Here is a 15,364-nt window from a genome sequence, read left to right as displayed (position 1 = left end):
GCGCCGCGTATCGACGCAGTCCCTCGCCCCTTCGGGGGACGGCATGCACCCGACATTTTTCCGCCCCTTGAAGGGAACCGTCAGTGTCCGGATAAGCTCCTAATCCTTACGGGGGCATGTGCCCTGCTGTCCTGAATTTTTCGGTGGGTGCGGAGCATGATCGAGGCAGTCGGCCTGACGAAGCGCTACGGCGACAAGACGGCCGTGTACAACCTTTCCTTCCAGGTGCGGCCGGGGTCCGTCACCGGCTTCCTCGGCCCCAACGGGTCCGGCAAGTCGACGACGATGAGGATGATCCTCGGCCTCGACCAGCCCACCTCGGGCCGGGTGACGATCGGCGGCTTCCCTTACCGCAAGCTGCCCAACGCCCCCCGGCAGGTGGGCGCGCTGCTCGACGCCAAGGCGGTGCACGGCGGCCGGCACGCCCGTAACCACCTGCTGTGCCTGGCCCAGCTCTCGGGCATCCCGGCGCGGCGCGTGGACGAGGTGCTCGGGGTCGTCGGGCTCCAGGACGTGGCCCGCAAGCGCTCCAAGGGGTTCTCGCTCGGCATGGGACAGCGGCTCGGCATCGCCGCCGCGCTCCTCGGCGACCCCCAGGTACTGCTCTTCGACGAGCCGGTCAACGGCCTCGACCCCGAGGGCATCCTCTGGGTGCGCAACCTGATGAAGGCGCTCGCGGCGGAGGGGCGGACCGTGTTCGTCTCCTCCCACCTGATGAGCGAGATGGCGCTGACCGCCGACCACCTCATCGTGATCGGGCGCGGACAGCTGCTGTCCGACATGAGCGTGCGGGACTTCATCTCCACCAACTCGGCCGACTTCGCGCGCGTACGCACGCCGGATACCGAGCCGCAGCAGCGCGAGAAGCTGACGGCGTCGCTGACCGAGGCGGGCGGGCAGGTGCTGCCCGAGCAGGACGGCGCACTGCGCGTCATGGGCCTGCCGCTGCACCGCATCAGCGACCTGGCGCACTCCGCCGACGTACGCCTGTGGGAGCTGTCGCCGCACCAGGCGTCGCTGGAGGAGGCGTACATGCGGATGACGCAGGGCGCCGTCGACTACCGCTCGACCGTCGACCAGAGGGCCGGGCTCCAGCAGCCGCTGCCGCCGGGCGCGCAGCCGCCGGTGCAGATGCCGGTCCCGGGGCAGGGCCAGCCCGGCTGGTACGCCCCGCCGCCGCCCCAGCAGGGCGGTCAGCCGCCGTTCGCGGCGCCCGGGCAGCCGGGCCCGCCGGCGGGCCCGTACGGCGCTCCTGGCGGCCCCGGCGGCGCTCCCGCCGGTGACCACGCGAACCCGTACGCGCAGCCCGCCGCCCCTCAGCAGGCGCCCGCCGCTCCCGCCGCCCCCGCCCTGACCAAGCCCGAGGACGCCCGATGAGCACGCCCCAGCAGCCCCCGACGCAGCAGCTGGCACCGCAGGCCGCACCCGACCGGCAGGCGGCGCCCGGCACTCCGTACTCCCTCTACACCTCGCCGATCCCGGTCACGCGCACGCACCTCGGTCATGCCCTGGCCTCCGAGTGGACGAAGATCAAGTCGGTCCGCTCCACGATGTGGACGCTCGGGGTCTTCCTGCTCCTCGTCGTCGGCATCGGTCTGCTGGTCGCCTCGCAGACCCAGGACGAAGACTTCGGGAACGTGCCCTACACCATCACCGCGTTCTTCGGGCTGGTCCTCGGGCAGATCTGCCTGATCACGCTGGGTGTGCTGGTCATCTCGTCGGAGTACGGCACGGGCATGATCCGTACGACGTTCACCGCCTCGCCGCAGCGCCACCGGGTGCTCGCCGCCAAGCTGATCATCTTCTTCGCTGTCGCCTTTGTCGTGTCCGCGTTCGCCATCGGTTTCGTCGGACTGATGACCGAGGCGATGCACAGCGGCGGCGAGGGCAAGGCGTGGGGCGGCACGGTCGTCATGGGCGCGCTGTACGTCTCGCTGCTCGGTGTGCTCGCCCTCGCGGTCGGCTCGATGCTGCGTCACTCGGCGGGCGCGATCACCGCGATGCTGGGCCTCGTCCTGGTGCCGGCGATCCTGCCCGCGTTCCTGATGCTGTCCGAGAGCATGCGGACGATCGGCGAGAAGATGATGGAGTACAACGCGCCCAACGCCCTCGCCAAGATCTTCGGGCTGGACAACGAGAACGCCGCCGGCGGCGCACAGCTCGGCCTGCTCGTCGGGCTGACGGCCGCGGCGATCGCCGGCGCCTTCGTGCTGCTGGACCGACGGGACGTGTGATTCACCCCAACGCGTGAACTCCCCGGGCTGCTGGGCGAGTTCGGAAACCCGGTCAGAACCTCGGTGCGTTACGGGACCGCTGCACCCGTGTGGTGCGGCGGTCCTTCGCGTTCCAGCACGCCTTGTGCCAGTGCCGCCGGTCGTCCACACCCGCGTGCTCGGCCCACGCGACGACATGCGGGACGCCGGACGGGATCAGCTGGTCGCAGCCGGGGCAGCGGTAGGTCTTGCCCTGGGCCCCGGCGCCCACCACATTCCGGACGTTCCAGCTCTCGCCCCGCCAGCTCTCCGAGGACTGGAAGCCGCCGTAGCGGCGGGAATCGTCCCCGTCGGCGCTCCGGCCGGACGAGCCGCCGGGGCCTTGGGGGCGGTTGCGACGCGGGGACACAGGACACCTCACGGAGCGGTTCGGGGGGCACGAGTCGTATCCAGCCTACGCGGCACGATCCGGGGTAGACGTGAACCAGGGCCTCCGCATCACCTCGCTCGAACCCTCTCTCGAATCCCCCGTCGGCTCGCCATCGGCACCCCGGCCTCTCCCCTCCCGGCTGCTCGATTCTGCAGACAATCCGCCTATCTCTCCGCCAAGCCGTGACTTCGGCACGTGTCGAGCGGTTATGCCGTGCGGGGGAGCTCCGCGTCGGGGCCTAGGAAGCAGGAAAGAGCAATGCGCGTAGGAAGTTTTGTGCTGGCGGCCCAGTTCCCGGGCCAGGGCCAGGGGGAGGCGCTGCACCGAGCTGTCAGGTCCGCGGAGGTCGCCGAGGAGGCGGGTCTCGACACGGTCTGGCTGGCGGAGCACCACTTCGTGCCGTACGGCACCTGCCCGTCGGCGACGACCCTGGCCGCTCTGCTGCTGGGCCGCACCCGGCGCATCCGGATCGGTACGGCGGTGAGCGTCCTGCCCACCACCCACCCCGTCGCCCTCGGCGAACAGGCGGCGCTGCTGCATCTGGCGTCGGGCGGACGGTTCACGCTGGGCGTGGGGCGCGGCGGGCCGTGGATCGACCTGGAGGTGTTCGGGACGGGGGTCGAGGCGTACGAGACGGCGTTCCCGGAGTCACTCGATCTGCTGCTCCGCTGGCTGCGCGAACCGTCCGTGTCGGCCGACGGCGACCGGTTCAGGTTCCGCGAGGTGCCCGTCGTACCCAGCCCGTCGGAGTCGCTGACGGACACCGCGGGGCCGGAGGTCGTCGTCGCGTGCACCTCGCCGTCGAGCGTGCGGCTGGCCGCCGAGCGCGGGCTGCCGATGCTCCTCGGGATGCATGTCGGGGACGAGGAGAAGGCCGAGATGGTCGGCCTGTGGCGGCAGTACGCGCGTGCGGCGGGACGCCCGGTTGACGAGATCCGGGGCGCCGCCCATGTGTCGGCCGGCGTCTGCCAGATCGCGGACCGGCGCACGGACGCGGTCGAGACGCTGATGAAGGCGATGCCGGGCTGGCTGCGACAGGGGCTGGAAGCGCATGTCACGGTGGACGGCAGGGCGCGTTCGATGCGGGACCCCGTGGCGTACACCGAACTCCTCTGCGGGCTGCACCCGGTGGGCACGGCCAGGCTCTGCGCCGACCGGCTCGCGGCGACCTCCGAACGGACGGGCATCTCTCGCTTCGCCCTGCTCGTCGAGGGGTCCGGCGACCTGGCGGCCACCGAGGAGAACGTACGGCGGCTGGGGACCGAGGTACTCACCCAGCTGCGCTGAACACCCGGCTGTCGCAGGGAGCTTGCCGCCCCGCACAGAAACACCTCCCGCGTACGGAGCGGCAAGCCGGTGCCCTGATCCCGTCAGCAGTCCCGGAATTCCGGCGACTGGTTCAGCAACTGGCTGCGCACCGAGGTGAAGCGGTCCAGCTTGACGTCAACCGAGGCGTCCAGCGGGAACACCGCCACCCGGTGGCAGTTCTGGAAGGCCAGCCGGACACCGAAGTGCCGCTGCAGCGCGCCGCGTATCGCGTCACTCGCCAGCGCACGTAGCAGCTGGCCCCTTGCCTGCTCGTCCGGCGGCGGCGTCTGGTTGTCGGCGAAGTCTCCGCCGTCCACCTTCAGCTGGGCCACCAGGGAGCTGATCATCTCCCATGCGTAGGGCAGGGAGGTCCGGACGCAGTCGACGAAGGCGGCTTCGTCGACCTCGCCTCGCTCGGCCTGTTCGAGTAGGGCCGGTGAGACGTCGAGCGACATGAGTTCTCCTCTCGCACCCCCGGATCGCAGGGGTTGCCGGACAGGGAAAGGGAGTCCGCGACACCGAGCACGCTCCGTACACGCATCGCGACCTCCCGGTTACTACCGTAGGCAACGGACCGTGACGGCACCAGGAAAACGCGGATACAGGACCGGTCAGAACCGTCCCCGTAGGAACACAATCAGCCAACAACGAACAGTTGCCCGTGGCATGTTCCTTCGGACCACGGAGGCCACGTCGGCACTTCTGAGGTGGGCGAATCGCGTGGACCACCGCGCGTCGAGTAGCGTTGCCGACCATGCGTCTCGTCATTGCGCGCTGTTCCGTGGACTACGCGGGCCGGCTCACCGCTCATCTCCCGTCGGCCCCCCGTCTCATCCTGGTCAAGGCTGACGGCAGCGTCTCGATCCACGCGGACGACCGCGCCTACAAGCCTCTCAACTGGATGTCTCCGCCCTGCACGTTGAAGGAGGGGGCAGGAGAAGAGGAGGGGATCTGGACCGTCATCAACAAGGCGGGCGAGAAGCTCATCATCACGATGGAGGAGATCCTCCACGATTCCTCGCACGAACTCGGCGTGGACCCCGGCCTGATCAAGGACGGCGTGGAAGCGCACCTTCAGGAACTCCTCGCCGACCGCATCGAGACCCTCGGCGACGGCTACACCCTCATCCGCCGCGAGTACATGACGGCCATCGGCCCGGTCGACATCCTGTGCCGTGACTCCGAGGGCGCGACGGTCGCGGTGGAGATCAAACGGCGCGGCGAGATCGACGGCGTGGAGCAACTCACGCGCTATCTGGAGCTGTTGAACCGCGACCCGCACCTCGCTCCGGTCCGCGGCATCTTCGCCGCCCAGGAGATCAAGCCCCAGGCCCGCGTCCTCGCCACGGACCGGGGCATCGGCTGCGCGGTCCTCGACTACAACGCGCTGCGCGGCATCGAGGACGACAAACTCCGGCTGTTCTGAGGCCGGTTCACGACTGTACGGCTCGGCACAACTGTGTGGCTGCACGTCGAAGGGGGCGGGTCCGTTGGTTACGGGCCCGCCCCCTTCGACGTGCTGTCAGATCACCGGCGTCGGCTCGTCGGTGTCGACCGGGGCGCTCGCCGACTCGCTCGCCGACTCGGACTGGACGGGGCTGGAGACCGGGCCGCTGGCCGAGGCAGGAGGTTCCGAGGGCGACGGCTCCTCGGACGGCTCGGCCGACTCCGACGCCGAAGGCGTGGGCGTGTTGGACGACGGTGTCGACGGAGAAGTCGACGTCGACGGGTTGGAACTGGGCGTCGTCGACGGCGAGGTGGAGGGTGTGGACGGCGTACTCCCGCCCGTGCTGCTCCCGCCCCCCGGCGTTTTCGTCCCCGTAGGGTTGTCCGACGGCTCCTGGCTGTCCGTGGGCGGCGTCGGGTCGTCCGAGGTGCCCATGGTCCCGTCGGGGCCCGGGTCGGTCGGCCGGCTGGTGGCCGTACCGGTGTCGCCGTCGCTGTCACTGTCGCCGTTGTCGGCCTTGTCTGCGCCCAGGCTGTCGTCGTCGCTGCCCGCGCTGGCGGACGGGTTGACGCCGACCTGGTCGGACGGCGCGTCGTTGGGGTTCGAGGTCGCTCCCAGCGTCACCACCGTGCCGAGCACCGCCGCGAGCAGGGCGCCCGCACCGACCGCCACGAGGTTGCGCCGGGCACCGCCCACGAGCCGCTGGACGGTCGAGACCTTGTGCGCCCCGCCGCCCCCGGACCGGGGTGTGATCACCGTTGCCGGGAAGTCACCGGCCCCGTAGCCGGAACCGGAAGCCGAACCGGAACCGGTGGGCGACGGCTTGAGCGGCGGGTAGCCCGCGGCCCCGAAGACCGCCGGGACCCCGCCGGGCGGGGACGCCGACTCCTCGTAGCGCGCGTCCGGCACCTCCTCACCGGCCGCGGAACCCGGGCCTGGGGTGTCGCCGGCCCGGTCGGCGACCAGGGTGAGGGCGCGGCGGCCCGCGACCGTACCGCGCTTGTCGGCGACGGCGCCGCGCAGGCCGATCGCGGCCTCCAGCTCACCACGGGCCTGGTCGAGCTGTTCGCCGCAGAGTGCGAGTATGCCCAACTCGTGGTGGAAATAGGCCTGTTCCGAAACCTCCCCGGCGAGCCGGGCAGCCTCGGCTCCGGAGTGCAGGACGTGTTCCCAAGCGCTCCAGTACAGACCTGCCGCGAAGGCGGGCGCCGCCGTGCGGGCCAGCTGTACGGCCGTGCTCTCCTCGCCCTCCCCCGGCGGTGTGGTCGCGGGGACCAGCACGGCGAGGGCGGCGAGCAGGGCGTCGGCCTCCGCACAGACCCGCTCGGGGGTGACGGAAGGGTGTCCGGCCCACCAGGCGTAGTGCTGGGCGGCGGTGAAGGCCCGGTCCTGGGCGCCTTCGCCGTATCCGGCGGCCTCCAGCTGGGCCCGTACCCCGGCCGCGAGCCGGTAGTGGGAGCCGACCGGGGAGACGAGGGCGCAGCCGAGCAGCTCACCGAGGGCGGCGTCCGCGTGGGTGTCACCGACCAGTGCGGGCAGATGGGCCTGGTGGGGAACCTCACCGCCGAGCGCGACGGCGAACCGCAGGGTCTCCCTCGCGGACACGCTGAGCCGGGACGCGAGCAGCGGCGCGGGCGCGGCTCCCTCGGCGAGCGAGGGCAGCGGTACGTCGTCCTCGTCGCCGGTGTCGAAGGGCGCGTCGACCGGGGTGTCCTCGAAGACGCCGAACCCGTCGAGGGCGTCGGCGCCGGCACGCAGACCGTCGCGCTGCCTGAGCAGGGCGCCGGCCTGGACGAACCGCAGGGGCAGCCCCTCGGACTCGAACCAGAGGTCGCCGGCCCAGTTGGCCTCCTCCTCGGTCAGGACCCGGCCGACGGCACGCTCCAGCAGCTCCAGGCCGCCTGCCCGGTCGAGGCCGTCGAGGAACATCTCCTCGACCAGTGAGTCGGCGGACGGCGCCGGCACGTCGGGGGTGGCGCTGATCAGAAAGGCGCACTCGGGGGTCGCGTCGAGGAGTTCGTCGAGCGCGGCGCCGCCGAACTCCACGTCGTCGAGGACGACGACCGCGCCGGCCTCACGGACGAGGGCGTGCAGTTCGTCCGGTTCCGGCCGGTACAGGGGTGCGCTGTAGACGGCGTAGAAGAGGTCGTAGAGCAGGTCGGTCTTGGTGCGGTGGAGACCGGTGAGGCGGACCACGCCGTCGGGCGCGAGGTCCGCGCAGTCCGCGGCGACGGCGTCGAGGAGCGTGGTGCGGCCGGAGCCGGCCGGGCCGGTCAGCCGTACGGAACGGCCCCGGGCCAGTAGTCGCACCAGCCGTTCGCGCTCGCCGTCGCGCTCCAGGAGCGGCAGTTCGGGCTGCGCGGGCCCGGGCGGTACGGGTGGCCTCGCGGCTCGGGTGACCTCGGCGCGCTCGGCCGCCGTGAACTTGGCGGGCCGGCCGGGCCGTTCGCCGGGCGGGCAGACCTCTATCTCGCTGCCGTCGACGGGGTTGACCGTGAGCAGGTAGTCGCCCGAGACGAGCTGCGCCGTGCGGGCGAGCGCGGGCGTGTGCTGGCCGAAGTCGGATGTGAGGGCGTCACGAGGCGGGCGCTGACGCGGCGTGGTGCCGTCGGCGTCGTGGCCGTACTCCTCGGAGCCCTGGCTGTTCGGGTCCATAAGGTTCAAGCCCCCCAAAAGCGTCGTGTGCGGGTCGACAGGACCCAGGCCCCTCCCGGCCTTGCCGCACACTGCGCTGTCGCTTCTGGTCCGGGCCCGCCCATGGGATGTCAGGCAGCGGGCGACCGAACCCTAAACCTTCGCACAGTATCTATGACAGGCCGGGGTACCGCGCCGTCCGAGACGTCACAGTCTCGTGAGGATTGTGCGTACTGCGCCTTCCCGGGGGATAACCCCCGGACCCCCAGCAGAAAAACAGGTCGGTGGGACTCTGGACTCACACTCTGGGCAGTGACTCCACCCCGATACCACCTTCGATCGCCAGGATCCGGTGCAGCCGGGTGGCCACCAGCAGGCGCTGCATCTGTGGTGGTACGTCGCGCAGCACGAGCCGTCTGCCGCACCGCCCGCACCGCCGGTGGGCTCCCATGATCACCCCGAGTCCGGTGGCGTCCCAGGAGTCCAGCTCGGACAGGTCCAGCACGAGATCGCCGACGCCTGTGTCGACGGCCGTATGCAGGACCGTACGGGCGTCCGCCGCGCTGCGGACGTCGAGGCGGCCCCCGACGACCAGCTCGGCGTGGTCGCCCCTGATGTACATATGCGCTCCCGTGAGTGCGTGTCGTGCTCCGCGTCGGCAGGTGATGCAACGTCTGACTGCCTGAGGGGCGGTCAGGTTGCCGTCTGTGAGCGAACCGATACTCAATTCACCCCACAGGGTGATACCCCAGGGGTTCGTGCGGTTTCCGTGCCTGTTGACTACGTGCGGTACTGCTGTGCAGCGGCACTTCTCATCGCTTCTCGGTAACCCGCTCGGTGTTGCCCGGTAATGCTCGATGCTGTTCGGTACTGCTCAGTGCTTGTAGAAGCCCTGCCCGCTCTTACGGCCGATGTCACCGGCGTCAACCATCCGGCGCATCAGCTCCGGAGGAGCGAACTTCTCGTCCTGGGATTCGGTGTAGATGTTGCTCGTCGCGTGCAGCAGGATGTCGACCCCGGTGAGATCGGCGGTGGCCAGCGGGCCCATGGCGTGCCCGAAGCCGAGCTTGCAGGCGAGGTCGATGTCCTCGGCGGTGGCGACACCGGACTCGTACAGTTTGGCCGCCTCGACGACGAGCGCCGAGATCAGCCGGGTCGTCACGAAACCGGCGACATCCCGGTTGACGACGACGCAGGTCTTGCCGACGGACTCGGCGAACTCCCGTGCGGTGGCGAGGGTTTCGTCGCTCGTCTTGTAGCCGCGGACCAGCTCGCACAGCTGCATCATCGGCACCGGCGAGAAGAAGTGCGTACCGACGACCCGGTCCGGGCGGTCGGTGACTGCGGCGATCTTGGTGATCGGGATGGCGGAGGTGTTGGAGGCGAGCACGGCGTCGTCGCGCGCGATCTTGTCGAGCGCGCGGAAGATCTCGTGCTTGACCTCCAGCTTCTCGAAGACCGCCTCGACGACGATGTCCGCGTCGCCGACCGCGTCCAGATCGGTCGTCGCGGTGATGCGTCCGAGAGCCGCCTCGGCGTCGGCCGCGGCCAGTTTGCCCTTGCCGACGAACCGGTCGTAGGAGGATTTGATGCCGTCCGTGCCACGGGTGAGCGCTTCGTCGGTGACATCGCGCAGTACGACGTCCCAGCCCGCCTGGGCGGAGACCTGGGCGATGCCGGAACCCATCAGGCCGGCTCCGATGACGGCTAGCTTCCGTGCCACTGTGCGACTCCCCTGACGCGCTGTTTATGTATGCCTCGTGTATTGGGCCTCTTCGGCGGACCCTAGCGGTCGTGAGGGTGCTGTGTGACCGGTAAGTAATGCGCGTCACGTCTCATCTGACGGACATCACACCGACGTGGCTCATTCGGCCCCTCGTACGGCCTAGTTGAGCGGTGGCGGAAGGTCATCATTACTCTGGCCGCATGGTGAATCTGACGCGTATCTACACCAGGACCGGCGACAAGGGCACCACCGCCCTCGGTGACATGAGCAGGGTCGCCAAGACCGATCTGCGGATCTCGGCGTACGCCGACGCCAACGAGGCGAACGCGGTGATCGGGACCGCCGTTGCCCTCGGTGGGCTGGCGGAGGAGGTCGTCAAGGTGCTGACGCGCGTGCAGAACGACCTGTTCGACGTGGGCGCGGACCTGGCGACTCCGGTGGCCGAGAACCCGGAGTTTCCTCCGTTGCGGGTCGAGCAGTCCTACATCGACAAGCTGGAGGCGGACTGCGACCGGTTCCTCGAAGACCTGGAGAAACTGCGCTCGTTCATCCTGCCCGGCGGCACCCCCGGCGCGGCCCTGCTGCACCAGGCGTGCACGGTCGTACGCCGGGCCGAGCGCTCCACCTGGGCGGCCCTGGAGGTCCACGGCGCCAAAGGAGAGAACGGCAGCATGAACCCGCTCACCGCCACCTACCTCAACCGGCTGTCGGACCTGCTGTTCATTCTGGCGCGGACCGCGAACAAGGAAGTCGGGGACGTGCTCTGGGTCCCGGGCGGGGAGCGTTGAGGAGGCCGGGCGGCCCCGACTCCCTACCGCCTGTTCGTCGATGGGCCTGCCGTCCGGAACAGGCCCGTCAGGAGCAGTGCTCCGCCGACGCACATCATGACCACACCCACCTTCGTCAGGGTGACGAAGGGGAGCTCCACTCCCCCGGCGAACAGCCACAGCACCAGGCCGATCACCAGGGTGACGGCGCCCTCCAGCAGGTTTCTCGTCGCCTTGTTCATCGGCGCGCGCTCTCCTTCTCGAAGGTGACCCGGTCGGCGCTCCCGGCCCCTCCGGGCCCGCCCGGGTCCTTCTTGGGCCAGATCGTGTACGTCAGCGCGATCAGACCGTGGATGCCGACGGCCCTGAGCGCCGCCCCCTGGAAGGAGCGCAGCGACGACGTGTCCCCGTCGCCGACGTACCAGACCGCCGCCTGGAGCAGCGCGCACGCGACCGCGGCCATGACGACCGTACGCAGCCACAGGCGGCCCTCGTGGCGGGCGCGGGCCATGCCGTATCGGGGCGGGCCCGGCGGGGGCGGGGCGCCGGCCAGGCGGTGGGCGGCGTGGCCGTCGAGCCAGCGGATCGTGTAGTGGCCGTACGCCACCGTGAAGCCGATGTAGAGCGCGGCCAAGCCGTGCTCCCAACTCGGTTCGGCGCCGTTCCTCAGGTCGATCGCCGTGACGACGAACAGCACCAGTTCCAGCAGCGGCTCGCACAGCAGCAGCACCACGCTCGTGCGACGCCACCTGAGCAGGTAGCGGACGGCCAGGCCGAGCGCCAGCAGCACCCAGAAGCCGACCTCGCAGGCGATGATCAACGCGACGATCACGACTCGCTCCTCACGGGAGAGTCCGGGAGACCCGGGGAATCCGTTCTCCTTCCAGGCTCCCGGCGGGACGGGCCGGAGTCGTCGTCGGCGGTGAGGAAGTCCCGGTACATCGAAAGATGCAGTGGGGGACCCTTCCCGGGGATCAGGCGGGCGTCGCCCGGGCCGTGTTGGATGGAGTCATGGCCCCGCGACTTCCCCGCCCGCACCGTGACGACGTGCGCATCGCGCTCGCGGGGCTGCTCGGCGGGCTGCTGATCTGGGGCGTCGGTCTCGGTACCCGTACGGCCGGTGATCCGCTCGTGCTCCTGGACGGGCGCTGGCCGATCCTGCTGCCGCTCGTCGTGACCGCCGGCTGCGAACTGCTCCGGCGGACCCGTCCGCGTACGGGCCTGCTGGTCGGCACGGCCGCGCTGACCGTGGACGTCCTCACGCAGGGCAACCTGGTCACCGTCGTGATGTTCACGGACCTCGTGTACGCGGCCGTGCTGTACGGGCCGCCCGCCACCGCCCGCCGGGTTCCCTGGATCACCGGACTGCTCTCGGTGGCGACCGCGATCGTGCCCTTCGCCGTCTGGCGGGTACCGGAGGCCCTGCTCATCGGCGTGGTCGTCGCCATCGTGGCGTTCACGCCCGCCGCCACCGGTCTGATCGTGCGCAACCACCGCGACGCCGCCGACTCCGCCCGGCTGCGTGCCGAACAGACCGCACTGCTGGCCGAGTTGGACCGAACCCAGGCGGTGACCTCCGAACGGGCGAGGATGGCACGGGAGTTGCACGACATGGTCGCCAACCACCTCTCCGCCATCGCGATCCACTCCACGGCCGCGCTCTCTCTCGACGACCCGGACACCTCGAAGCGGGCCCTGGGTGTCATCCGCGAGAACAGCGTGGCGGGACTGGCCGAGATGCGTCGCCTGATCGGCATCCTGCGCGACAGCGGCGGGGACCTGGAACCGGCGGCGGCCCCGACACTGGACGGCCTCGGCGCGCTGATCGACGGTGCCCGTACCAACGGCCTCGACGTCGCCCTCGACGCCGGATCCGGGCACGGCACCCTGCCGGCCCCGGTCGAGCTGGCCGCGTACCGCATCGTCCAGGAGTCCCTGACCAACGCCCTCAAGCACGCCTCCCCCGGCCGGGTCGCGGTGGCGCTCACCCGACGGGACTGTTCGCTGAGCGTCACCGTGACCAGCCCGTACGGCGATCACGGCAGCCCGCGCGCGCCCGGCTCGGGCGCCGGTCTGGTCGGGATGCGGGAGCGGGTCGAGCTGCTGGGCGGCACCTTCGCGGCGGGACCGGACGGCGCCCGCTGGGCCGTGCGCGCCACGCTGCCCCTCACCGAAGCCGAAGGAGAAGACGTATGACACAGGCCGGAGCGGCGATCCGGGTGCTCGTCGCCGAGGACCAGTCGGCCGTACGGGCCGGGCTCGTTCTCATTCTGGGCAGCGCGCCCGGCATCGAGGTGGTCGGGGAGGCCTCGGACGGCGAGCAGGCGGTGGCGCTGGCCCGGGAACTGCGGCCGGATCTGGTGCTGATGGACATCCAGATGCCGCGGCTGGACGGGGTGTCGGCGACCCGCCAGGTCGTCTCCGAACAGCTGGCCGACGTCCTGGTGCTGACCACCTTCGACCTCGACGAGTACGTCTTCGGGGCGCTGCGCGCGGGAGCTTCCGGCTTTCTCCTGAAGAACACGGAGGCGAAGGACCTGATCGAGGCGGTACGGACGGTGGCGCGCGGCGAGGGTCTGATCGCCCCGGCGGTCACCCGGCGCCTGATCGCGGAGTTCGCCTCGGGGCCGGTACGGGAGCCGAGGGCCGACCCAGCCGTGCTGGACGCCCTCACCCGCCGCGAGCGCGAGGTGCTGTCGTGTCTGGGCGAGGGACTGTCCAACGCGGACATCGCGACCCGCCTCGACATGGCCGAGGCGACGGTGAAGACGCACGTCAGCCGGTTGCTGGGCAAGCTGGAGCTGCGCAGCCGGGTCCAGGCGGCGGTGCTGGCTCAGGAGTTGGGGGTTTAGCGACTCGACGGAGGCTTTCCGCGAAGTGGTCCAGACCTATTGACCCGTGGTCCAGACCTTCCTATTCTCGCGGCACTGTGGGTGCGAAGGCTCAGTCGCGCCCCCCTCACCTCCAAGGAGGCGCGGCATGCGCTTCGGACTCAGATGTACGGCAGGCCTGACAACCCTGCTGCTCCCCCTCGCCACCCTGGTGGGTCTGGCGAGCCCGGCACAGGCGGCCACCTCGGCCACCGCGACCTACGCCAAGACCCAGGACTGGGGCACCGGTTTCGAGGGCAGGTGGACGGTCAAGAACACCGGTACCACGTCGATCAGTTCATGGACGGTCGAGTGGGACTTCCCCTCCGGTACGTCCGTCACCTCGGCCTGGGACGCCGACGTCACCTCCGGTGGCACCCACTGGACCGCCAAGAACAAGTCGTGGAACGGCACCCTCGCGCCCGGCGCCGCCGTCTCCTTCGGCTTCAACGGCGCGGGCTCCGGCTCTCCCGCCAACTGCAAGCTGAACGGCGGCAGTTGTGACGGCGGCTCGGTCCCCGGCGACAACGCCCCCTCGGCGCCCGGAACTCCCACCGCCTCGGGCGTCACCAACACCTCGGTGAAGCTCGGTTGGGGCGCTGCCACCGACGACAAGGGCATCAAGAACTACGACGTTCTGCGCGGCGGCACCAAGGTCGCGACAGTGACGGCGACCACGTACACGGACACGGGTCTGACCGCGGGTACGGACTACTCGTACACCGTCCGGGCCCGGGACACCGCCGACCAGACCGGTCCGGTGAGCGGCGCGGTCGCCGTCCGCACCACCGGCGGCACCACGGACCCGCCCCCCGGGAACAAGGTCAAGCTCGGCTACTTCACCGAGTGGGGTGTCTACGGCCGCAACTACCACGTCAAGAACCTGGTGACCTCGGGCTCGGCGTCGAAGATCACGCACATCAACTACGCGTTCGGCAACGTCAAGGACGGCAAGTGCGTCGTCGACGACACCTACGCCGCCTACGACAAGGCCTACACCGCCGACCAGTCGGTGTCGGGCGTGGCCGACACCTGGGACCAGCCGCTGCGCGGCAACTTCAACCAGCTGCGCCAGCTGAAGGCCAAGTACCCGCACATCAAGGTGCTGTACTCCTTCGGCGGCTGGACCTACTCCGGCGGCTTCGCCCAGGCCGCCGCCAACCCGGCCGCCTTCGCCGCCTCCTGCAAGGCGGTCGTCGAGGACCCGCGCTGGGCGGACGTCTTCGACGGCATCGACATCGACTGGGAATACCCGAACGCCTGTGGCCTGACCTGTGACACGTCCGGTCCCGCGGCCTTCAAGAACCTGATGTCGGGGCTGCGTTCGACGTTCGGGGCGAACTACCTGGTCACCGCGGCCATCACCGCCGACGGCTCCTCCGGCGGCAAGATCGACGCGGCCGACTACGGCGGCGCCTCCGCCCACCTCGACTGGTACAACGTGATGACGTACGACTACTTCGGCGCCTTCGACGCGGACGGTCCGACCGCCCCGCACTCGCCGCTCACCTCGTACGCCGGCATCCCGGCCGCCGGCTTCAACTCCGCCGACGCCATCGCCAAGCTGAAGGCGAAGGGTGTCCCGGCGGCGAAGCTCCTGCTGGGCATCGGCTTCTACGGCCGCGGCTGGACCGGAGTCACCCAGTCCGCCCCCGGCGGCACGGCGACCGGCGCGGCACCGGGCACGTACGAGGCGGGCATCGAGGACTACAAGGTCCTCAAGTCGTCCTGCCCGGCCACCGGCACGATCGCCGGCACGGCATACGCGCACTGCGGCAACAACTGGTGGTCGTACGACACTCCCGCGACGATCGCCGGGAAGATGACCTGGGCCAGGAACCAGGCCCTGGGCGGCGCGTTCTTCTGGGAGTTCAGCGGCGACACGAGCAACGGGGAGCTGGTGAGCGCGATCAGCGGCGGCCTGGCGTAGTCACCGGAACACCGGAACAGCTAAACGCGGCGGTGCCGG

The 15,364-nt window shown here is 70.5% G+C and carries 15 protein-coding genes; 8 read left to right on the top strand and 7 right to left on the bottom strand.

Annotated elements, in window-relative coordinates; genetic code table 11:
• Positions 1–156: 156 nt before the first annotated feature.
• Both IEY89_RS24375 and IEY89_RS24370 read left to right on the top strand, forming a co-directional pair.
• Positions 157–1,377, top strand: coding sequence for an ABC transporter ATP-binding protein (locus IEY89_RS24375; RefSeq protein ID WP_189149608.1), 1,221 nt, complete (start codon positions 157–159; stop codon positions 1,375–1,377).
• On the top strand, positions 1,374–2,234 hold the full coding sequence (locus IEY89_RS24370; RefSeq protein ID WP_189149607.1) for an ABC transporter permease: 861 nt from the start codon (positions 1,374–1,376) through the stop codon (positions 2,232–2,234). Before IEY89_RS24375 ends, IEY89_RS24370 begins: the two co-directional genes overlap by 4 nt.
• Before the next feature lie 52 nt (positions 2,235–2,286).
• On the opposite strand, the gene IEY89_RS24365 is transcribed toward IEY89_RS24370, so the two are convergent.
• Positions 2,287–2,622 (bottom strand): Rv1322 family protein, encoded by a 336-nt coding sequence (locus IEY89_RS24365; protein ID WP_189149606.1) that lies wholly within the window; start codon positions 2,620–2,622, stop codon positions 2,287–2,289.
• A gap of 279 nt (positions 2,623–2,901) precedes the next feature.
• On the opposite strand from IEY89_RS24365, the gene IEY89_RS24360 reads away from it, so the two are divergent.
• Positions 2,902–3,930: an LLM class flavin-dependent oxidoreductase gene (locus IEY89_RS24360; protein WP_189149605.1), complete on the top strand. Its 1,029-nt coding sequence runs from the start codon at positions 2,902–2,904 to the stop codon at positions 3,928–3,930.
• Between the two features lie 83 nt (positions 3,931–4,013).
• On the opposite strand, the gene IEY89_RS24355 is transcribed toward IEY89_RS24360, so the two are convergent.
• A complete protein-coding gene (locus tag IEY89_RS24355; RefSeq protein WP_189149604.1) occupies positions 4,014–4,406 on the bottom strand; it encodes an SCO5389 family protein in 393 nt (130 codons plus the stop codon).
• A 299-nt stretch (positions 4,407–4,705) separates the two neighbouring features.
• Here IEY89_RS24355 and nucS point away from each other — a divergent pair, with 299 nt between their 5' ends.
• Entirely contained in the window at positions 4,706–5,377 is a 672-nt protein-coding gene (gene nucS / locus IEY89_RS24350; RefSeq protein ID WP_189149603.1) for an endonuclease NucS, read from the top strand.
• A 96-nt stretch (positions 5,378–5,473) separates the two neighbouring features.
• On the opposite strand, the gene IEY89_RS24345 is transcribed toward nucS, so the two are convergent.
• From IEY89_RS24345 to IEY89_RS24335, 3 genes are all read right to left on the bottom strand, one after another.
• Positions 5,474–8,053 (bottom strand): ATP-binding protein, encoded by a 2,580-nt coding sequence (locus IEY89_RS24345; protein WP_189149602.1) that lies wholly within the window; start codon positions 8,051–8,053, stop codon positions 5,474–5,476.
• Positions 8,054–8,330: 277 nt separating this feature from the next.
• On the bottom strand, positions 8,331–8,654 hold the full coding sequence (locus tag IEY89_RS24340) for an STAS domain-containing protein (protein ID WP_006382151.1): 324 nt from the start codon (positions 8,652–8,654) through the stop codon (positions 8,331–8,333).
• A gap of 252 nt (positions 8,655–8,906) precedes the next feature.
• Positions 8,907–9,755 (bottom strand): 3-hydroxyacyl-CoA dehydrogenase family protein, encoded by an 849-nt coding sequence (locus tag IEY89_RS24335; RefSeq protein ID WP_189149601.1) that lies wholly within the window; start codon positions 9,753–9,755, stop codon positions 8,907–8,909.
• A 203-nt stretch (positions 9,756–9,958) separates the two neighbouring features.
• Here IEY89_RS24335 and IEY89_RS24330 point away from each other — a divergent pair, with 203 nt between their 5' ends.
• The gene (locus IEY89_RS24330; protein ID WP_189149600.1) at positions 9,959–10,546 is read left to right on the top strand and encodes a cob(I)yrinic acid a,c-diamide adenosyltransferase; all 588 of its coding nucleotides are present in this window, start codon (positions 9,959–9,961) and stop codon (positions 10,544–10,546) included.
• 23 nt (positions 10,547–10,569) lie between these two features.
• Here the strand turns inward: IEY89_RS24330 and IEY89_RS24325 are convergent, their stop codons facing one another.
• Positions 10,570–10,767 (bottom strand): DUF5708 family protein, encoded by a 198-nt coding sequence (locus tag IEY89_RS24325; RefSeq protein WP_189149599.1) that lies wholly within the window; start codon positions 10,765–10,767, stop codon positions 10,570–10,572.
• Positions 10,764–11,357 carry a hypothetical protein gene (locus tag IEY89_RS24320; RefSeq protein WP_189149598.1) on the bottom strand — a complete coding sequence of 198 codons (594 nt, stop codon included), beginning with the start codon at positions 11,355–11,357 and terminating at the stop codon, positions 10,764–10,766. The genes IEY89_RS24325 and IEY89_RS24320 overlap by 4 nt, the downstream gene beginning before the upstream one ends.
• Before the next feature lie 179 nt (positions 11,358–11,536).
• On the opposite strand from IEY89_RS24320, the gene IEY89_RS24315 reads away from it, so the two are divergent.
• The 3 genes from IEY89_RS24315 to IEY89_RS24305 all read left to right on the top strand — a co-directional run bounded on the left by IEY89_RS24315 (position 11,537) and on the right by IEY89_RS24305 (position 15,325).
• On the top strand, positions 11,537–12,721 hold the full coding sequence (locus tag IEY89_RS24315) for a sensor histidine kinase (RefSeq protein ID WP_189149597.1): 1,185 nt from the start codon (positions 11,537–11,539) through the stop codon (positions 12,719–12,721).
• Entirely contained in the window at positions 12,718–13,377 is a 660-nt protein-coding gene (locus IEY89_RS24310; RefSeq protein WP_189149596.1) for a response regulator, read from the top strand. The genes IEY89_RS24315 and IEY89_RS24310 overlap by 4 nt, the downstream gene beginning before the upstream one ends.
• Before the next feature lie 127 nt (positions 13,378–13,504).
• Positions 13,505–15,325, top strand: a complete 1,821-nt coding sequence (locus tag IEY89_RS24305; protein WP_189149595.1) for a glycoside hydrolase family 18 chitinase — start codon at positions 13,505–13,507, stop codon at positions 15,323–15,325.
• The last annotated feature ends 39 nt before the right edge of the window (positions 15,326–15,364 follow it).

This window comes from Streptomyces lacrimifluminis (assembly GCF_014646095.1).
GTDB classification, from domain to species: Bacteria; Actinomycetota; Actinomycetes; order Streptomycetales; family Streptomycetaceae; genus Streptomyces; species Streptomyces lacrimifluminis.
This window is presented reverse-complemented; position numbering and strand designations above follow the sequence as displayed.

Bases quoted from the DNA above. Each gene is read 5' to 3' on its own strand.
- IEY89_RS24375 (WP_189149608.1), top strand. From the start codon at position 157: ATGATCGAGGCAGTCGGCCTGACGAAGCGCTACGGCGACAAGACGGCC.
- IEY89_RS24370 (WP_189149607.1), top strand. From the start codon at position 1,374: ATGAGCACGCCCCAGCAGCCCCCGACGCAGCAGCTGGCACCGCAGGCC.
- IEY89_RS24360 (WP_189149605.1), top strand. From the start codon at position 2,902: ATGCGCGTAGGAAGTTTTGTGCTGGCGGCCCAGTTCCCGGGCCAGGGC.
- IEY89_RS24355 (WP_189149604.1), bottom strand. From the start codon at position 4,406: ATGTCGCTCGACGTCTCACCGGCCCTACTCGAACAGGCCGAGCGAGGC.
- nucS (WP_189149603.1), top strand. From the start codon at position 4,706: ATGCGTCTCGTCATTGCGCGCTGTTCCGTGGACTACGCGGGCCGGCTC.
- IEY89_RS24345 (WP_189149602.1), bottom strand. From the start codon at position 8,053: ATGGACCCGAACAGCCAGGGCTCCGAGGAGTACGGCCACGACGCCGAC.
- IEY89_RS24340 (WP_006382151.1), bottom strand. From the start codon at position 8,654: ATGTACATCAGGGGCGACCACGCCGAGCTGGTCGTCGGGGGCCGCCTC.
- IEY89_RS24330 (WP_189149600.1), top strand. From the start codon at position 9,959: ATGGTGAATCTGACGCGTATCTACACCAGGACCGGCGACAAGGGCACC.
- IEY89_RS24325 (WP_189149599.1), bottom strand. From the start codon at position 10,767: ATGAACAAGGCGACGAGAAACCTGCTGGAGGGCGCCGTCACCCTGGTG.
- IEY89_RS24315 (WP_189149597.1), top strand. From the start codon at position 11,537: ATGGCCCCGCGACTTCCCCGCCCGCACCGTGACGACGTGCGCATCGCG.
- IEY89_RS24310 (WP_189149596.1), top strand. From the start codon at position 12,718: ATGACACAGGCCGGAGCGGCGATCCGGGTGCTCGTCGCCGAGGACCAG.
- IEY89_RS24305 (WP_189149595.1), top strand. From the start codon at position 13,505: ATGCGCTTCGGACTCAGATGTACGGCAGGCCTGACAACCCTGCTGCTC.